The following is a 16,138-nucleotide window of genomic DNA, read 5'->3' as shown; positions in this document are numbered from 1 at the left end:
AGATATCAGTTTACCCAGGATAAGAGATTAAATTATGAGCAACATTATTAAGCAACTTGAACAAGAGCAGATGAAGCAGGACGTACCTTCCTTCCGTCCGGGTGATACCGTGGAAGTGAAAGTATGGGTTGTTGAAGGTTCCAAAAAACGTCTGCAGGCATTCGAGGGCGTGGTTATCGCTATTCGTAACCGCGGTCTGCACTCTGCATTCACTGTTCGTAAAATTTCCAACGGCGAAGGCGTTGAGCGTGTCTTCCAGACTCACTCTCCGGTAGTTGACAGCATTTCTGTCAAACGTCGTGGTGCTGTTCGTAAAGCTAAACTGTACTACCTGCGTGAGCGTACTGGTAAGGCTGCTCGTATCAAAGAGCGTCTTAACTAAGATTTCGCTTAAGCGACATCCTGTTAAGAAGGGCTGGCCAATTGGCTGGCCCTTTTTTTATCTACTGAAATTGAGTTTAAGGCGCACTTATCACCACAGCGACGCGGCGGTTCTCGGCCCGACCCTGAGATGTCTGGTTGCTGGCGATGGGGTATTTTTTCCCTAAGCCTTGAGTAGATAGATTGCTGCGAGGAATTTGCCCACCTTCAGCCCAGGCATCTGCGACGACATTCGCTCTCTTCAGTGATAAGGCTTCATTGTAGCTATCTTCACCGTAGTTATCGGTATGACCATCCATACGGGCATGTGTTAGCCCGGTAGAAGCCAGTTTCGCCGCCATGGTTTGGATCTGTTGCTGACTTTCCGGAAGTAGTTTGTAGTCATTTTTAGCAAACAGAATCGTGTCTGATAAGCCAAGTGACCAGTCACCGGCGGATTCAGTAAAACCATAAGACTGCATAGCAGCGACTTGCTCTGGGGTAAACTTGCCTTGTGGAGCCTGGCAACCTGCCAGTATCAGAGAAGAGAAAACCAGAGGTGCTACCAGTTGCTTTATCATGTAGATATTTCCTTGTTATTTCACCCGCGTTTCGGCGCGCTGGTGCTTGGCCTGATACATATTACGATCGGCCAGCTCTTGTAATTTTTCGGCAGAATCGTGTTCACGAGTCAGGGCGTATCCAATACTTAAGGTCATGCTGGTCTGATGACCGTTATGGAGATTGAATGGGCGATGAAAGGTTTGTGTGAGATCTGCACAGATGCGCTGCACTTCATATTCTGACAGTACGCCAGACAGAACTATGGCGAACTCGTCGCCTCCTATGCGGTATGACTGATGTCGTTTTCCGCTAAATTCCATTAACCGTATGGCTATCTCGATCAAGACCTGATCGCCCGTCGCGTGCCCTCATGTGTCATTGATATATTTGAAATTATCGCCATCAAGAAAAAGTAAAGCTGAGGTTTCTCGTGCAGCAGAATCACTCATTAACGTATTGATGCAGTTGCGGAATGCAGCGCGGTTCGCCAGCCCGGTTAATGGATCATGTAGCGCGGTACGTAGAAGCTGGGCATTTTTTGCCTGCAAACGGAGCTGCCACTCTTCCATTTCATCCAGCAAGCTATTGAAGTCGAGAGCAAAGCGGTGAAATTCTGCGATTCGTTCTTCCGAAACACGGCGGGAAAAATTGCGGTTGGAGCGCACATCATGAACGACGTCAGTGATGTTTTTTAGCGCTTCCACCAGTCCGTTATGCAAATGGCGGGTAAGGGTGATTGCAATGCCTGATGCCAGCAGAATGCAACCCGTCAGAACAGCCAGCGATAACCAGATAAAATGACTGATTGAGTTGTCGCGAGCGGTTAACTGTACTTCTCCAATGATTTTGCCATTATGGCGAATCGGCTGAATGACGGGAGCGGGGAAGAGCCAGTGGCTAATGAAATTACTGAATGTCTCGCCCGGAGCCTTACTGGTGTAATGCCAGGATGCCAGAATGTTTTGCTGGTTATCTCGCACTTCTGCGGTTGAAAATTGGCCCTGCTGACCCAGCGCGGCTAACGTTTCTGTGGCTGCCGGACCATCGGCAAAAACGACAGCAGCTTCCAGACTGTAAGTCATTGTCGCTGCGGTGAGTGCCAGGTTTTTTTGCGCGTATTGTTTCAGGGTCAGCACCGATGTCACGGAAAGCAGCAGCCAGATCAGCGTCATAGTGATAAATACGCTGGTCATGCTGATATTGCGTAATGCTCTTTTAAACGTGGGGCGCTTATTAAGAGAATTATCGTTACCCATCATTTTTCTTCCGTGCGAGCATTAAGACATCCGGGTTGACCTTTACACCACTACGCGATAAGGCATCCAGGTTTACGGCAAATCTGACATTATTATTGTTGATGATCAGGCAAAAGGCGCTGCCAATAATGCACTCGGTATTTTGTTCGGCTATTAATAATAACGCCTTAGACGGATATTCATCGATTAATTCTATCTGGAATGTCGGTGACTCGTTGCCAAAATAAAAGCCATCGCAGCTTGAAATCAGTGCCTCTTGTTTAGAGTTAATGATGATGGGGAGATAAGGCAAAGAAGTTGCGTTGTTCTCTTGTAGGGCTGCGCTAAAACGTGAAGATGAAAAAATACATAGCCTTGGTGGGCCAGTCAATGCAGGCCAGCGAGTGTAGCTGACGATACCGGAAACCATCAAACGTACATTTTTTGTAACGTCAGAAGCACCCTGAGCGAGTAATGGCGATCCTGCCAGGAGAAAGAGCAGTAGTAAGATCGGTCGGTGAGAAAAGCGCATTCAGGGATCCTCACCACCGTTGCTCGAAACGCATCGAAAATTTTCTTTAGGATGCTCATTAAAATATCATTATTTTATGCACTCGTCATCAAAACGAGAATTAAAATTCAAATAAGTTAAATCTTATGATTAATTTATTGATGAGGTTTAAATTAATTCAATCGTATCGTGCTGGCATTTTCATCGGCTCCTTTTTGCCATACTTCATGCAGTTGACTGGCATTTTCCACCGTGTCACAACTGGCGGGAAAGCTTTTACCAGATAGCCCTCTGGCGTAAGTAAAATCAGGCTGGCAGGTTTTCTTTTGTCCTTCGGCATATCCTTTAAGGTATACCACCCGATCTGTTGGTGAATCGTTAAATGTATCGTCGTCTTTTATGGCAACGCCTGATATAGCATCTTCCATACCAACGTCATACCAGTCGGTACTGGTCAAGGTTGGCGCGTGAGTATAAGGATCAATCTGGCAACCGCTAATCACTAAGGCCAACAGGGGACCGATAAATTTTTTCATCATTTTTTCTCCTTTTTCAAAGCATAGCGGATTGTTTTTGATAGTGGTGTAAATTTGTTTTTACGAAATTAATTGTCTAAGAAGCATTAAAACTGCATGTGTAAACTATTATTTACGAAATTTGGATTGAAATCTTTACTTGTTATGTTATCGTTACGTCATCCTCGCTGAGGATCAACTATCGCAAACGAGCATAAACAGGATCACCATCATGCAAAAAGACGCGCTGAATAACGTACACATTACCGATGAACAGGTTCTGATGACCCCGGAACAATTGAAGGCCGCTTTTCCATTAAGCCTGCAACAAGAAGCCAAGATTGCCGATTCGCGTAAAACCATTTCAGATATTATCGCCGGGCGCGATCCTCGTCTGCTGGTAGTGTGTGGTCCTTGTTCCATTCATGATCCTGAAACGGCTCTGGAATATGCTCGTCGATTTAAAGCTCTTGCCGAAGAGGTTAGCGATAACCTCTATCTGGTGATGCGCGTCTATTTTGAAAAACCCCGTACTACTGTCGGCTGGAAAGGGTTAATTAACGATCCGCATATGGATGGCTCTTTTGACGTAGAAGCCGGGCTGCAAATTGCGCGTAAGTTGCTGCTTGAACTGGTGAACATGGGGCTGCCGTTGGCGACGGAGGCGTTAGATCCAAACAGCCCGCAATATCTTGGTGATCTGTTTAGCTGGTCTGCAATTGGTGCTCGCACCACAGAATCGCAAACACACCGTGAAATGGCATCTGGCCTGTCTATGCCGGTTGGTTTTAAAAACGGCACCGATGGCAGTCTGGCAACGGCAATTAACGCCATGCGAGCTGCCGCCCAGCCACACCGTTTTGTCGGTATTAACCAGGCAGGGCAGGTTGCGTTGCTACAAACGCAAGGTAATCCGGACGGACATGTGATCCTGCGCGGCGGCAAAGCACCGAATTATAGCCCTGCGGATATTGCGCAATGTGAAAAAGAGATGGAACAGGCGGGACTGCGTCCCTCACTAATGGTAGATTGCAGCCACGGTAATTCCAATAAAGATTATCGCCGCCAACCTGCGGTAGCAGAGTCCGTGGTTGCCCAAATCAAAGATGGCAATCGCTCAATTATTGGTCTGATGATCGAAAGTAATATCCACGAAGGCAATCAGTCTTCCGAGCAACCGCGCAGCGCAATGAAATACGGTGTATCCGTTACCGATGCCTGCATTAGCTGGGAAATGACAGATGCCTTGCTGCGTGAGATTCATCATGATCTCAACGGACAGTTGACGGCACGCGTGGCTTAAGAGGTTTATTATGGTTGCTGAGTTGACCGCATTACGCGATCAAATTGATGAAGTCGATAAAGAGCTGCTGAATTTATTAGCGAAGCGTCTGGAACTGGTTGCCGAAGTCGGAGAGGTGAAGAGCCGTTTTGGGTTGCCTATTTATGTTCCGGAGCGTGAGGCATCCATGCTGGCCTCGCGGCGCGCCGAGGCTGAAGCTCTCGGAGTGCCGCCGGATCTCATTGAAGACATCCTGCGTCGGGTGATGCGTGAATCTTACTCCAGCGAGAACGACAAAGGCTTTAAAACGCTTTGTCCTACGTTGCGCCCGGTGGTTATCGTCGGCGGTGGCGGTCAGATGGGGCGATTGTTCGAGAAGATGCTGACACTCTCGGGTTATCAGGTGCGGATCCTTGAACAACATGATTGGGAACGTGCGGCTGAGATTGTTGCCGATGCCGGAATGGTGATTGTTAGTGTGCCGATTCATGTTACTGAGCAGGTCATAGGAAAATTGCCGCGTTTACCGCAAGACTGTATTCTGGTTGATCTGGCATCGGTGAAAAATGGACCGTTGCAGGCCATGCTGGCGGCGCATGATGGTCCGGTGCTGGGGCTACACCCGATGTTCGGCCCGGACAGCGGTAGCCTGGCGAAACAGGTCGTTGTCTGGTGTGATGGCCGCCAGCCGGAAGCGTATCAATGGTTTCTGGAGCAAATTCAGGTCTGGGGCGCACGGTTACATCGCATTAGCGCCGTGGAGCACGATCAGAATATGGCGTTTATCCAGGCGTTGCGCCACTTTGCTACTTTTGCTTATGGCCTGCATCTGGCAGAAGAAAATGTTCAGCTTGAGCAACTTCTGGCGCTCTCTTCGCCCATTTATCGCCTTGAACTGGCGATGGTCGGGCGACTGTTTGCCCAGGATCCGCAGCTTTATGCCGACATCATCATGTCGTCAGAACGTAATCTGGCGCTGATCAAACGTTACTATAAACGTTTTGGCGAGGCGATTGAGTTGCTGGAGCAGGGCGATAAGCAGGCGTTTATTGACAGTTTCCGCAAGGTTGAGCACTGGTTCGGTGATTACGCGCAACGCTTCCAGAGTGAAAGCCGTGTGTTATTGCGTCAGGCAAACGACAACCGGCAGTAATAATTTTGTGCCGGGTGATACGTATCACATCCGGCACGGCTTCATCATGCAGGATCGACAGGCACCACATTCTCGCTTGGGTAACAGCCCAACACCTTCATCGAACGGGTGATTTCACCTAACTCTTTCAATGCTTTTTGCATTTCTGCTGATTCAAGGTTGGCCTGAATATCCAGATAAAACATCTCTTCCCACGGATTACCGTGAATCGGACGTGATTCCAGACGGGTCATGATCAGATTATGATTGCGCAGCACCAGCAGTGCTTCAACCAGTGCACCGGCTTGTTGTCCGGTGGCCATTAACAGCGTGGTTTTTGCCGGAACCTGGTCTGAAACGTTAATGGCTTTACGCGCCAGCACGACAAATCGGGTGAAGTTTTGTCGCTGATTTGCCTCAATGCGCTCCAACACCTGTAAGCCGTACAAAGTGCCGCCTGCCTCGCTCCCCAATGCAGCAACATGCGGTGATTTTGCCTGTGCAACCTTTTCCATCGCCGCGGACGTACTTTCGGTATATTCAATCTTCCAGTGCGGATAGCGATTAAGGAATTTACTGCATTGCTGGAATGGCTGCGGATGGCTGTAGACCGTGTTGATGGTGGATAAATCTGTAGTACCAGAAACCAGCAGGCAGTGGTCAATGGTCAGCGTCATCTCGCCAACAATCGATAAGCTGGTATGTTGCAGCAGATCGTAGACATCGTTAATGGCACCGGAGCTGGTATTTTCAATCGGTACGACGGCATAGTCGGCCTGACCTGTTTCCACCTGATTAAAAATATCAGCAAATTTGGCACAACCACTTTCAATAAATTGCTCGAAGTGACGGGCAGCATACTGACGGGCGGCAAGGTGTGAGTAGGAACCTTTCGGGCCAAGAAAAGCAATGCGGGCAGAGTGCGGATTAATTTTATTGAGATGCTGCTGGAGCAGTGCCTGCTGGGTCAATACGGAATCTTCAATGATAAGCTGGAACAGACGGGTAATGTAGTGCGCATCCAGATGGTGCGTTTTACCGAGTGTAATCAGTTTTTCCAGTAAATCGCGTTCACGATCGATATCACGTACCGGGCGATGAGAGAGCAGTTTGGCTTTTCCCACCTCGACAGCAAGTTCGCGCCGCTCTGCCAGTAGCGCCAGTAATTTTTCATCCAGCGAGCTGATTTTCTCACGCAGCGCCAGTAACGGGTTTTCCGATGTCATAGTGTTGCCTTTTTTGTTATCAATAAAAAAGGCCCCCCGGTTTGGGAGGCCTTATTGTTCGTCTTCGCATTCTGTTTCACACGACGAAACGCCTCCCATTCAGGGGAAGGTAAAAAAGAATGCGAAGAAGAACAGAGTGTGTTTCATATTTGTTTCCTTAAGCGACTTCAGTACAGTACCCGCACTGTTTTCACGCTGTCAACAAAAAACGCGCCCGAAGGCGCGTTGGCGATACACTCAATATAAAGGACTACTCTTCTTCAACTTCTTCGACAAAGTTGGCGTCTTTCACCGATGTTGCGGCACGACGTGCTTCGCCTTTGTGCTGCAGTTTATTGAGCTGCCGTTCCAGCTTGTTGATCAATTCGTTAATTGCGGTGTACATATCTTCATGTTTACCACTGGCAACAAGAACGCCGTTAGGTGTATTGATAGTGGCGTCAGCAACGAACCCTTGTGGCTCTTTGGACAGAATGATATGTGGATTAATCAGATGTGTTTGCCATTTTTCCAGTTTGGCGAGACGGTCTTCGACATGTTGGCGGATGGCCGGAGTAATTTCCATTTGTTTACTGGTAATGTTCATTGTCATAAATTTTACCTCTTGTCTTCCCGTCTTGGTGAATTCAGCATACCGTTCCTGATGTCAAAATGTGTGATGGAAATCTCATAATTTTGTCACTTTTTGTCAACGAAGTTTTTTTGTGAGAAATCGCAGGAAGAAGTGTTTTTTTACTTGAGGAATGTCTCAAAGCGAGCCATATTTGATGAGATCGATCGCGACTAAATCGCTTCAGTTACACGCGTTACAGAATAAAAAAACGGCAGCTCAAGGGCTGTAATGCCAGTCAGTTAAGCAACTGACTGGCTCTTTTTCGGGGCTGTGGGGTATTTCCAGGGCCTCTCCTTTACCACTCTCGGGAAGGCCCTTTCCCTTCTTGTCGGTAATTTCACTAGTTGTCCCATACTTGCAAGATCGCGCATCAGCTCCGGTATACGTCCCGGTGAAGCGCCCTGCAATGTCATCAGCATTCTCATCACCATTCCGCATGATTCTGAGAAACTCAGTTGATTCGGCCAGTAACCTTTCAGATGTTCCGCCATTTTAATCATCTGATATCTCACCAGATTATAAGCCAGTAAGACACCCCACAGCTCTTGCTCCACAAGCTCCGGCTTTTTACTTCTCAGCGTCAGCCTGCTCAGTTGCATCGTCTGTTTTATCTCCCTGTATCCCAGTTCGATTTCCCAGCGATGACTGTACAGCTCCGCCATTTCTCCTCCGGGGAAGCGCATGGCGTCCGTCATCGACGTCAGCAGATGGCAGACTTTTCCTTTGCGCGTCACGGTCAGCAGGCGGGCTGTCACCTCATTTCCCAGTCCCGGCCACTTTTTTCGTGCCTGCGGGCTGGTTTTCAGCTTCACCAGATGATCGCCTTTACCCAGTTTTCTGATCTCTTCATATTGCGCTCCCTTTCTGAGAGGGATCATCCAGTGGCGGTGTTCTCCCGCCTGGCTCCAGGCATTTAACAGTCCCAGTGAGTAATAACCTTTATCCATTAACGTCAGGGTGTTATCGCCGGTTTGTTCTATAAGTTGCTCAGCAAGCTCATTTTCGCTGTTCTTCATCGTGCCGAAGGCTGCAGCCGTCAGCAGATGGCTGGTCAGTTCCATCTGGCAGACCATTTTGACCTGCGGGTAGAGCGCCGGGTTCCCGGCATGTGTCTGGCGGGGGAAGGCTGCATCGTTCTCTGGTGTATCCGGTGTGCGCCAGAACACACCATCGATGGCCAGCAGGGTCAGGCCGCACCAGTGCGGATGCGGCGTGGCGTTATGCCAGAGCTGCGCTGTTTTCGTGAACACGCGGCGGACAGCCTCACTTCCCAGGCGCTGGCGGGCCTGAATAGCGGCACTGGGGGCAACGAAGGGGCGATTGCCCGGTAGCATGATGTCCAGGCGATTCACAATCTGGTGAAGAGGTTCTTTACGCTCAAGCGCCATGCCAACAATACACCAGACCATCATTTCGAGGGGAAGACGGCGCTTGCGTAGCGTTACAGTACCTGATTCGGCAAGGCAACGAGAGATGAGTTCGGGGTCGAGGTAATCCCCCAGAGAAGTCAGTGGGTTACGCAGAGAATCGTAACGGGATACCAAATCAAGTGCCTGTCCAATGAGCATAAAAAAATCCGGAAACGAGTGAGCGTTTCCGGATTCTTACACAGCCACTGGATCGGTCAACTGATCCTTAACTGATCGGCATTAGAGCTCAAGGGCTGCCGTTTTGTGTTTCAGAATTCTGTTATGTATTGCTGCTGTTTGCGGCGATGATTTTCGCGACTTTTTCAGCTTGTGCATTCATCTGCATCTGACGGTAAGCATTTTCCATTAGTGGCAGAGCATCACGTGTAGCCTGAGTATCCGGGAAATCGCGCAGCATGCCTTCTACACGGTTAACGACAGCAACCCATGCGCCGCGTTCTGTATAGTACTCGGCAACAGAGTATTCATATTTCGCCAGGCGATCTTTCAGGAACACCAGACGTTTGGTGGCATCGGTGGTGTACTGACTGTTCGGATAGCCGCGAACTAATTTGGAAAAGTCACTAAACGCAGCTCGAGCATGTTGAGGATCGCGATCGCTACGGTCAACGCCAAAGAATCCTTGTAGCGCACTGTCATCCAGTGCCATATTGGTCAGGCCACGCATATACATGACATAATCGATATTCGGATGGGTCGGGTTCAGGCGAATAAAACGATCGATGGCAGCCTGTGCTAACGGCAGATCGGCGTTTTTATAATAGGCGTAGATGAGATCCAACTGCACCTGCTGTGAATACGGACCAAACGGATAGCGATTATCTAACGCTTCCAGTTGCGTTATTGCCTGTCTCCAGTTACCGTCCTGCAGCTTTTGTTGTGCAGTCGCGTAAATTTCATTTGGCGGATTATCAGGTACTTCTTCCTTTGAACCCGAGCAACCCGCCAAAAACAGGCTTAATGTGGCGGCTGCCACCAGATATTTCATGCGCGTCATGACGTTTTGACTTTCCTCAAAATGTATTACGGGAGATTCTCTGTTCCTGCTCCCGGTTAAGACCAGCTACAATAGCACACTATATTAAACGGCAAAGCCGTAAAACCCCAACGATAAACGAAGAAGCAGTATATATGGCACAACGAGTACAACTCACTGCAACAGTGTCCGAAAACCAACTCGGTCAACGCTTAGATCAAGCTTTGGCCGAAATGTTCCCGGATTATTCACGTTCGCGGATAAAAGAATGGATCCTCGACCAGCGCGTGCTGGTTAACGGCAAAGTTTGTGATAAGCCGAAAGAAAAAGTATTGGGTGGCGAGCAGGTTGCCATCAACGCCGAAATTGAAGAAGAAGCGCGTTTTGAACCGCAGGATATCCCACTGGATATCGTCTATGAAGATGAAGACATCATTGTTATTAATAAACCGCGCGACCTGGTTGTACATCCTGGCGCGGGTAACCCTGATGGCACGGTGTTGAATGCGTTGCTTCATTACTATCCGCCAATTGCAGATGTTCCGCGTGCGGGCATTGTCCATCGTCTGGATAAAGACACGACGGGTTTGATGGTTGTGGCAAAAACGGTTCCAGCTCAGACGCGTTTGGTGGAGTCTCTGCAACGGCGTGAAATTACCCGTGAGTACGAAGCCGTAGCGATTGGTCATATGACTGCGGGTGGCACGGTGGACGAGCCAATCAGCCGCCATCCCACCAAACGCACCCATATGGCGGTGCATCCGATGGGCAAACCAGCGGTCACTCACTATCGCATCATGGAACACTTCCGTGTGCACACGCGTCTGCGGTTGCGTCTCGAAACAGGACGTACGCATCAGATCCGCGTGCATATGGCGCATATCACTCATCCGCTGGTGGGTGATCCGGTTTATGGTGGTCGCCCGCGTCCGCCGAAGGGGGCGTCGGAAGCGTTTATCTCCACGCTGCGTAAGTTTGATCGTCAGGCGCTTCACGCAACGATGCTACGTCTCTATCACCCGATTTCCGGTATCGAAATGGAATGGCACGCGCCTATCCCACAAGATATGGTTGAACTGATTGAGGTGATGCGCGCCGATTTCGAAGAGCATAAGGATGAAGTGGACTGGTTATGAGTAAGTTGATTGTCCCGCAGTGGCCGTTGCCAAAAGGTGTTGCGGCCTGTAGCTCTACCCGTATTGGCGGCGTTAGCTTACCGCCTTACGATTCTCTCAATCTGGGGGCCCATTGTGGTGATAACCCGGAACACGTTGAGGAGAATCGCAGGCGACTTTTTGCTGCGGGCAATTTGCCTTCAAAACCGGTGTGGCTTGAGCAGGTACATGGGAAAGATGTTCTAAGGCTTACTGGCGAACCTTATGCCTCTAAACGGGCGGATGCATCTTATAGCAACACACCTGGCACGGTTTGCGCTGTGATGACTGCCGACTGCCTGCCTGTGCTGTTTTGCAACCGTGCGGGAACGGAAGTCGCCGCTGCTCATGCTGGCTGGCGTGGACTTTGCGCTGGTGTGCTGGAGGAGACAGTTTCTTGTTTTGCTGATAAGCCAGAAAACATTCTTGCCTGGCTGGGACCTGCAATTGGTCCGCGCGCCTTTGAAGTGGGGCCGGAGGTTCGCGAGGCATTTATGGCAGTAGATGCCAAAGCGAGCGAGGCTTTCATTCAGCGTGGTGATAAATATCTGGCGGATATTTATCTGCTTGCCCGGCAGCGTCTGGCGAACGTCGGTGTTGAACAAATTTTCGGTGGTAATCGCTGTACATACACTGAAAATGAGACTTTCTTCTCTTATCGTCGCGACAAGTGCACGGGTCGTATGGCAAGTTTCATTTGGCTGATATAACCTAAAGAATCAAGACGATCCGGTACGCGTGATTTTCTTTTCACATTAATCTGGTCAATAACCTTGAATAATTGAGGGATGACCTCATTTAATCTCCAGTAGCAACTTTGATCCGTTATGGGAGGAGTTATGCGTCTGGATCGTCTTACTAACAAATTCCAGCTTGCTCTTGCCGATGCCCAATCACTTGCACTCGGGCACGACAACCAATTCATCGAACCACTTCATTTAATGAGCGCCCTGCTGAATCAGGAAGGGGGTTCGGTTAGTCCTTTATTAACATCCGCTGGCATTAATGCTGGCCAATTGCGCACAGATATCAATCAGGCATTAAATCGTTTACCGCAGGTTGAAGGTACAGGGGGCGATGTCCAGCCTTCACAGGATCTGGTGCGCGTTCTTAATCTTTGCGACAAGCTGGCGCAAAAACGTGGTGATAACTTTATCTCGTCAGAACTGTTTGTTCTGGCGGCACTTGAGTCTCGCGGCACGCTGGCCGACATCCTGAAAGCAGCAGGGGCGACCACCGCCAACATTACTCAAGCGATTGAACAAATGCGTGGAGGTGAAAGCGTGAATGATCAAGGAGCCGAAGACCAACGTCAGGCTTTGAAAAAATATACCATTGACCTTACCGAACGTGCCGAACAAGGTAAACTCGATCCGGTAATTGGTCGTGATGAAGAAATTCGTCGTACCATTCAGGTACTGCAACGCCGTACTAAAAATAACCCGGTACTGATCGGTGAACCTGGTGTCGGTAAAACCGCCATCGTTGAAGGTTTGGCGCAGCGTATTATCAATGGCGAAGTACCGGAAGGGCTGAAAGGCCGCCGCGTACTGGCGCTGGATATGGGCGCGCTGGTGGCTGGGGCGAAATATCGTGGTGAGTTTGAAGAACGTCTGAAAGGCGTGCTGAACGATCTGTCGAAACAGGAAGGCAACGTCATTCTGTTTATCGATGAGCTGCACACCATGGTGGGCGCAGGTAAAGCCGATGGCGCAATGGACGCCGGGAATATGCTGAAACCGGCACTGGCCCGTGGTGAACTGCACTGCGTGGGCGCGACCACCCTTGATGAATATCGCCAGTACATTGAAAAAGATGCGGCGCTGGAACGTCGTTTCCAGAAAGTGTTTGTTGCCGAGCCAACGGTGGAAGACACCATTGCTATTCTGCGTGGCCTGAAAGAACGTTACGAGCTGCACCACCATGTGCAAATTACTGACCCGGCAATTGTTGCAGCGGCGACGTTGTCTCATCGCTACATTGCTGACCGTCAGTTGCCAGATAAAGCCATCGACCTGATCGATGAAGCGGCATCCAGTATCCGTATGCAGATTGACTCAAAACCGGAAGAGCTTGACCGACTCGATCGTCGAATTATCCAGCTTAAGCTGGAACAACAGGCGTTAATGAAAGAGTCTGATGAAGCCAGTAAAAAACGTCTGGATATGCTCAATGAAGAACTGAGTGACAAAGAACGCCAGTACTCTGAGTTAGAAGAGGAGTGGAAAGCAGAGAAAGCGTCACTCTCTGGCACCCAGACCATTAAAGCCGAACTGGAACAGGCGAAAATCGCCATTGAACAGGCGCGCCGTGTAGGTGATCTGGCGCGGATGTCCGAACTGCAATACGGCAAAATTCCGGAGCTCGAAAAACAACTGGAAGCGGCTACACAGCTCGAAGGCAAAACCATGCGTCTGTTGCGTAATAAAGTGACTGACGCAGAAATTGCTGAAGTGTTGGCGCGTTGGACGGGCATTCCTGTTTCTCGCATGATGGAAAGTGAGCGCGAAAAACTGCTGCGTATGGAGCAAGAACTGCACCATCGTGTTATTGGCCAAAACGAAGCCGTTGATGCGGTATCTAACGCCATTCGTCGTAGCCGTGCGGGGCTTGCGGATCCTAATCGCCCGATTGGTTCGTTCTTGTTCCTCGGTCCAACGGGTGTAGGTAAAACCGAACTCTGTAAGGCGCTGGCGAATTTTATGTTCGACAGTGACGAGGCGATGGTTCGTATCGATATGTCCGAGTTTATGGAGAAACACTCGGTGTCTCGTCTGGTTGGTGCACCTCCGGGATATGTGGGTTATGAAGAAGGTGGCTACCTGACTGAAGCGGTGCGTCGTCGTCCTTATTCCGTCATTCTGCTGGATGAAGTGGAAAAAGCGCATCCGGATGTATTCAACATTCTGTTGCAGGTTCTGGATGACGGACGTCTGACTGATGGGCAGGGGAGAACGGTCGATTTCCGTAATACGGTGGTCATTATGACCTCTAACCTCGGCTCCGATCTGATCCAGGAACGTTTCGGTGAACTGGATTATGCGCGCATGAAAGAGCTGGTGCTCGGCGTGGTTAGCCATAACTTCCGTCCGGAATTCATAAACCGTATTGATGAAGTTGTGGTCTTCCACCCGTTGGGTGAACAACATATCGCTTCGATTGCCCAGATCCAGTTGAAACGTCTGTACAAACGTCTGGAAGAACGTGGTTATGAAATCCACATTTCTGACGAGGCACTGAAACTGCTGAGCGAGAATGGTTACGATCCGGTTTATGGTGCACGTCCTCTGAAACGTGCTATCCAGCAACAGATCGAAAACCCGCTGGCGCAGCAAATACTGTCTGGTGAATTGGTTCCTGGCAAAGTCATTCGCCTGGAAGTTAATGAAGACCGCATTGTCGCCGTCCAGTAAATGATAAAACGAGTCCTTCGGGGCTCGTTTCTGTCTATAAGTTAGACGGAAAAGACCATGCTCGGGGTGTTTTGCCTGAAAATTGAGCGAACGATAAAGTTTTTATATTTTTCGCTTGTCAGGCCGGAATAACTCCCTATAATGCGCCACCACTGACACGGAACAACGGCAAATAAGCCGCCGGGTCAGCGGGGTTCTCCTGAGAACTTCGACAGAGAAAAGCGAAAAAATGCTTGACTCTGTAGCGGGAAAGTGTATTATGCACACCCCGCGCCGCTGAGAAAAAGCGAAGCGGCACTGCTCTTTAACAATTTATCAGACAATCTGTGTGGGCACTCGAAGATACGGATTCTTAACGTCGCAAGACGCTAAATGAATACCAAGTCTCAAGAGTGAACACGTAATTCATTACGAAGTTTAATTCTTTGAGCATCAAACTTTTAAATTGAAGAGTTTGATCATGGCTCAGATTGAACGCTGGCGGCAGGCCTAACACATGCAAGTCGAACGGTAACAGAAAGAAGCTTGCTTCTTTGCTGACGAGTGGCGGACGGGTGAGTAATGTCTGGGAAACTGCCCGATGGAGGGGGATAACTACTGGAAACGGTAGCTAATACCGCATAACGTCGCAAGACCAAAGAGGGGGACCTTCGGGCCTCTTGCCATCGGATGTGCCCAGATGGGATTAGCTAGTAGGCGGGGTAACGGCCCACCTAGGCGACGATCTCTAGCTGGTCTGAGAGGATGACCAGCCACACTGGAACTGAGACACGGTCCAGACTCCTACGGGAGGCAGCAGTGGGGAATATTGCACAATGGGCGCAAGCCTGATGCAGCCATGCCGCGTGTATGAAGAAGGCCTTCGGGTTGTAAAGTACTTTCAGCGGGGAGGAAGGGAGTAAAGTTAATACCTTTGCTCATTGACGTTACCCGCAGAAGAAGCACCGGCTAACTCCGTGCCAGCAGCCGCGGTAATACGGAGGGTGCAAGCGTTAATCGGAATTACTGGGCGTAAAGCGCACGCAGGCGGTTTGTTAAGTCAGATGTGAAATCCCCGGGCTCAACCTGGGAACTGCATCTGATACTGGCAAGCTTGAGTCTCGTAGAGGGGGGTAGAATTCCAGGTGTAGCGGTGAAATGCGTAGAGATCTGGAGGAATACCGGTGGCGAAGGCGGCCCCCTGGACGAAGACTGACGCTCAGGTGCGAAAGCGTGGGGAGCAAACAGGATTAGATACCCTGGTAGTCCACGCCGTAAACGATGTCGACTTGGAGGTTGTGCCCTTGAGGCGTGGCTTCCGGAGCTAACGCGTTAAGTCGACCGCCTGGGGAGTACGGCCGCAAGGTTAAAACTCAAATGAATTGACGGGGGCCCGCACAAGCGGTGGAGCATGTGGTTTAATTCGATGCAACGCGAAGAACCTTACCTGGTCTTGACATCCACAGAACATTCCAGAGATGGGATGGTGCCTTCGGGAACTGTGAGACAGGTGCTGCATGGCTGTCGTCAGCTCGTGTTGTGAAATGTTGGGTTAAGTCCCGCAACGAGCGCAACCCTTATCCTTTGTTGCCAGCGGTCCGGCCGGGAACTCAAAGGAGACTGCCAGTGATAAACTGGAGGAAGGTGGGGATGACGTCAAGTCATCATGGCCCTTACGACCAGGGCTACACACGTGCTACAATGGCGCATACAAAGAGAAGCGACCTCGCGAGAGCAAGCGGACCTCA

The 16,138-nt window shown here is 49.9% G+C and carries 14 protein-coding genes, 1 rRNA gene, 1 pseudogene and 1 other annotated feature; of the genes and pseudogenes, 7 read left to right on the top strand and 9 right to left on the bottom strand.

The window, feature by feature from the left end; all coding sequences use genetic code 11:
- Window positions 1-34 precede the first annotated feature (34 nt).
- The gene (gene rplS / locus A1SC_RS11465; protein WP_000065253.1) at window positions 35-382 is read left to right on the top strand and encodes a 50S ribosomal protein L19; all 348 of its coding nucleotides are present in this window, start codon (window positions 35-37) and stop codon (window positions 380-382) included.
- Between the two features lie 76 nt (window positions 383-458).
- On the opposite strand, the gene A1SC_RS11470 is transcribed toward rplS, so the two are convergent.
- From A1SC_RS11470 to A1SC_RS11480, 4 genes and pseudogenes are all read right to left on the bottom strand, one after another.
- Window positions 459-941: an OmpA family protein gene (locus A1SC_RS11470; protein WP_000595358.1), complete on the bottom strand. Its 483-nt coding sequence runs from the start codon at window positions 939-941 to the stop codon at window positions 459-461.
- 15 nt (window positions 942-956) lie between these two features.
- Window positions 957-2,183: pseudogene (gene dgcN / locus A1SC_RS0121975) on the bottom strand (diguanylate cyclase DgcN).
- Complete coding sequence (locus A1SC_RS11475) at window positions 2,173-2,691, bottom strand: regulatory sequestration protein YfiR (protein ID WP_016249098.1); 519 nt, start codon at window positions 2,689-2,691, stop codon at window positions 2,173-2,175. Before A1SC_RS11475 ends, dgcN begins: the two are co-directional and overlap by 11 nt.
- Before the next feature lie 152 nt (window positions 2,692-2,843).
- Window positions 2,844-3,209 carry a DUF2799 domain-containing protein gene (locus tag A1SC_RS11480; protein WP_000976009.1) on the bottom strand — a complete coding sequence of 122 codons (366 nt, stop codon included), beginning with the start codon at window positions 3,207-3,209 and terminating at the stop codon, window positions 2,844-2,846.
- 208 nt (window positions 3,210-3,417) lie between these two features.
- Between A1SC_RS11480 and aroF the strand changes: the two genes are divergently transcribed.
- Window positions 3,418-4,488, top strand: coding sequence for a 3-deoxy-7-phosphoheptulonate synthase AroF (aroF, locus tag A1SC_RS11485; protein ID WP_001168033.1), 1,071 nt, complete (start codon window positions 3,418-3,420; stop codon window positions 4,486-4,488).
- A 10-nt stretch (window positions 4,489-4,498) separates the two neighbouring features.
- Window positions 4,499-5,620, top strand: a complete 1,122-nt coding sequence (tyrA, locus tag A1SC_RS11490) for a bifunctional chorismate mutase/prephenate dehydrogenase (protein WP_000225243.1) — start codon at window positions 4,499-4,501, stop codon at window positions 5,618-5,620.
- A gap of 44 nt (window positions 5,621-5,664) precedes the next feature.
- On the opposite strand, the gene pheA is transcribed toward tyrA, so the two are convergent.
- The 5 genes from pheA to bamD all read right to left on the bottom strand — a co-directional run bounded on the left by pheA (window position 5,665) and on the right by bamD (window position 9,865).
- Window positions 5,665-6,825, bottom strand: a complete 1,161-nt coding sequence (gene pheA / locus A1SC_RS11495) for a bifunctional chorismate mutase/prephenate dehydratase (RefSeq protein WP_016262446.1) — start codon at window positions 6,823-6,825, stop codon at window positions 5,665-5,667.
- Between the two features lie 22 nt (window positions 6,826-6,847).
- Window positions 6,848-6,973: a sequence feature (Phe leader region), on the bottom strand.
- Window positions 6,925-6,972 carry a pheA operon leader peptide PheL gene (gene pheL, locus A1SC_RS25160; RefSeq protein ID WP_101958059.1) on the bottom strand — a complete coding sequence of 16 codons (48 nt, stop codon included), beginning with the start codon at window positions 6,970-6,972 and terminating at the stop codon, window positions 6,925-6,927. Its footprint overlaps the feature before it by 48 nt.
- A gap of 102 nt (window positions 6,974-7,075) precedes the next feature.
- Window positions 7,076-7,417, bottom strand: coding sequence for a ribosome-associated translation inhibitor RaiA (gene raiA / locus A1SC_RS11500; protein WP_000178461.1), 342 nt, complete (start codon window positions 7,415-7,417; stop codon window positions 7,076-7,078).
- Between the two features lie 260 nt (window positions 7,418-7,677).
- Window positions 7,678-9,006 (bottom strand): IS4-like element IS4 family transposase, encoded by a 1,329-nt coding sequence (locus A1SC_RS11505; protein WP_016262445.1) that lies wholly within the window; start codon window positions 9,004-9,006, stop codon window positions 7,678-7,680.
- Window positions 9,007-9,127: 121 nt separating this feature from the next.
- Window positions 9,128-9,865: an outer membrane protein assembly factor BamD gene (gene bamD / locus A1SC_RS11510; RefSeq protein ID WP_000197680.1), complete on the bottom strand. Its 738-nt coding sequence runs from the start codon at window positions 9,863-9,865 to the stop codon at window positions 9,128-9,130.
- A 134-nt stretch (window positions 9,866-9,999) separates the two neighbouring features.
- Between bamD and rluD the strand changes: the two genes are divergently transcribed.
- The 4 genes from rluD to A1SC_RS11530 all read left to right on the top strand — a co-directional run.
- Window positions 10,000-10,980 carry a 23S rRNA pseudouridine(1911/1915/1917) synthase RluD gene (rluD, locus tag A1SC_RS11515; RefSeq protein ID WP_000079112.1) on the top strand — a complete coding sequence of 327 codons (981 nt, stop codon included), beginning with the start codon at window positions 10,000-10,002 and terminating at the stop codon, window positions 10,978-10,980.
- On the top strand, window positions 10,977-11,708 hold the full coding sequence (gene yfiH / locus A1SC_RS11520; protein ID WP_000040161.1) for a purine nucleoside phosphorylase YfiH: 732 nt from the start codon (window positions 10,977-10,979) through the stop codon (window positions 11,706-11,708). Before rluD ends, yfiH begins: the two co-directional genes overlap by 4 nt.
- Before the next feature lie 129 nt (window positions 11,709-11,837).
- Window positions 11,838-14,411, top strand: coding sequence for an ATP-dependent chaperone ClpB (clpB, locus tag A1SC_RS11525; protein WP_001516905.1), 2,574 nt, complete (start codon window positions 11,838-11,840; stop codon window positions 14,409-14,411).
- A gap of 442 nt (window positions 14,412-14,853) precedes the next feature.
- A 16S ribosomal RNA gene (locus tag A1SC_RS11530) occupies window positions 14,854-16,138 on the top strand; the annotation flags it as partial.

Origin of the sequence: Escherichia sp. KTE52 (assembly GCF_000408325.1) — a bacterium.
In the GTDB taxonomy this organism is placed as follows: Bacteria; Pseudomonadota; Gammaproteobacteria; order Enterobacterales; family Enterobacteriaceae; genus Escherichia; species Escherichia marmotae.
The sequence above is the reverse complement of the archived record's forward strand: the minus strand, read 5'-3'. Positions and strand labels throughout refer to the sequence as shown.

Coding starts and splice junctions, on each gene's coding strand:
- rplS (WP_000065253.1), top strand. CDS start 35: ATGAGCAACATTATTAAGCAACTTGAACAAGAGCAGATGAAGCAGGAC.
- A1SC_RS11470 (WP_000595358.1), bottom strand. CDS start 941: ATGATAAAGCAACTGGTAGCACCTCTGGTTTTCTCTTCTCTGATACTG.
- A1SC_RS11475 (WP_016249098.1), bottom strand. CDS start 2,691: ATGCGCTTTTCTCACCGACCGATCTTACTACTGCTCTTTCTCCTGGCA.
- A1SC_RS11480 (WP_000976009.1), bottom strand. CDS start 3,209: ATGATGAAAAAATTTATCGGTCCCCTGTTGGCCTTAGTGATTAGCGGT.
- aroF (WP_001168033.1), top strand. CDS start 3,418: ATGCAAAAAGACGCGCTGAATAACGTACACATTACCGATGAACAGGTT.
- tyrA (WP_000225243.1), top strand. CDS start 4,499: ATGGTTGCTGAGTTGACCGCATTACGCGATCAAATTGATGAAGTCGAT.
- pheA (WP_016262446.1), bottom strand. CDS start 6,825: ATGACATCGGAAAACCCGTTACTGGCGCTGCGTGAGAAAATCAGCTCG.
- raiA (WP_000178461.1), bottom strand. CDS start 7,417: ATGACAATGAACATTACCAGTAAACAAATGGAAATTACTCCGGCCATC.
- A1SC_RS11505 (WP_016262445.1), bottom strand. CDS start 9,006: ATGCTCATTGGACAGGCACTTGATTTGGTATCCCGTTACGATTCTCTG.
- bamD (WP_000197680.1), bottom strand. CDS start 9,865: ATGACGCGCATGAAATATCTGGTGGCAGCCGCCACATTAAGCCTGTTT.
- rluD (WP_000079112.1), top strand. CDS start 10,000: ATGGCACAACGAGTACAACTCACTGCAACAGTGTCCGAAAACCAACTC.
- yfiH (WP_000040161.1), top strand. CDS start 10,977: ATGAGTAAGTTGATTGTCCCGCAGTGGCCGTTGCCAAAAGGTGTTGCG.
- clpB (WP_001516905.1), top strand. CDS start 11,838: ATGCGTCTGGATCGTCTTACTAACAAATTCCAGCTTGCTCTTGCCGAT.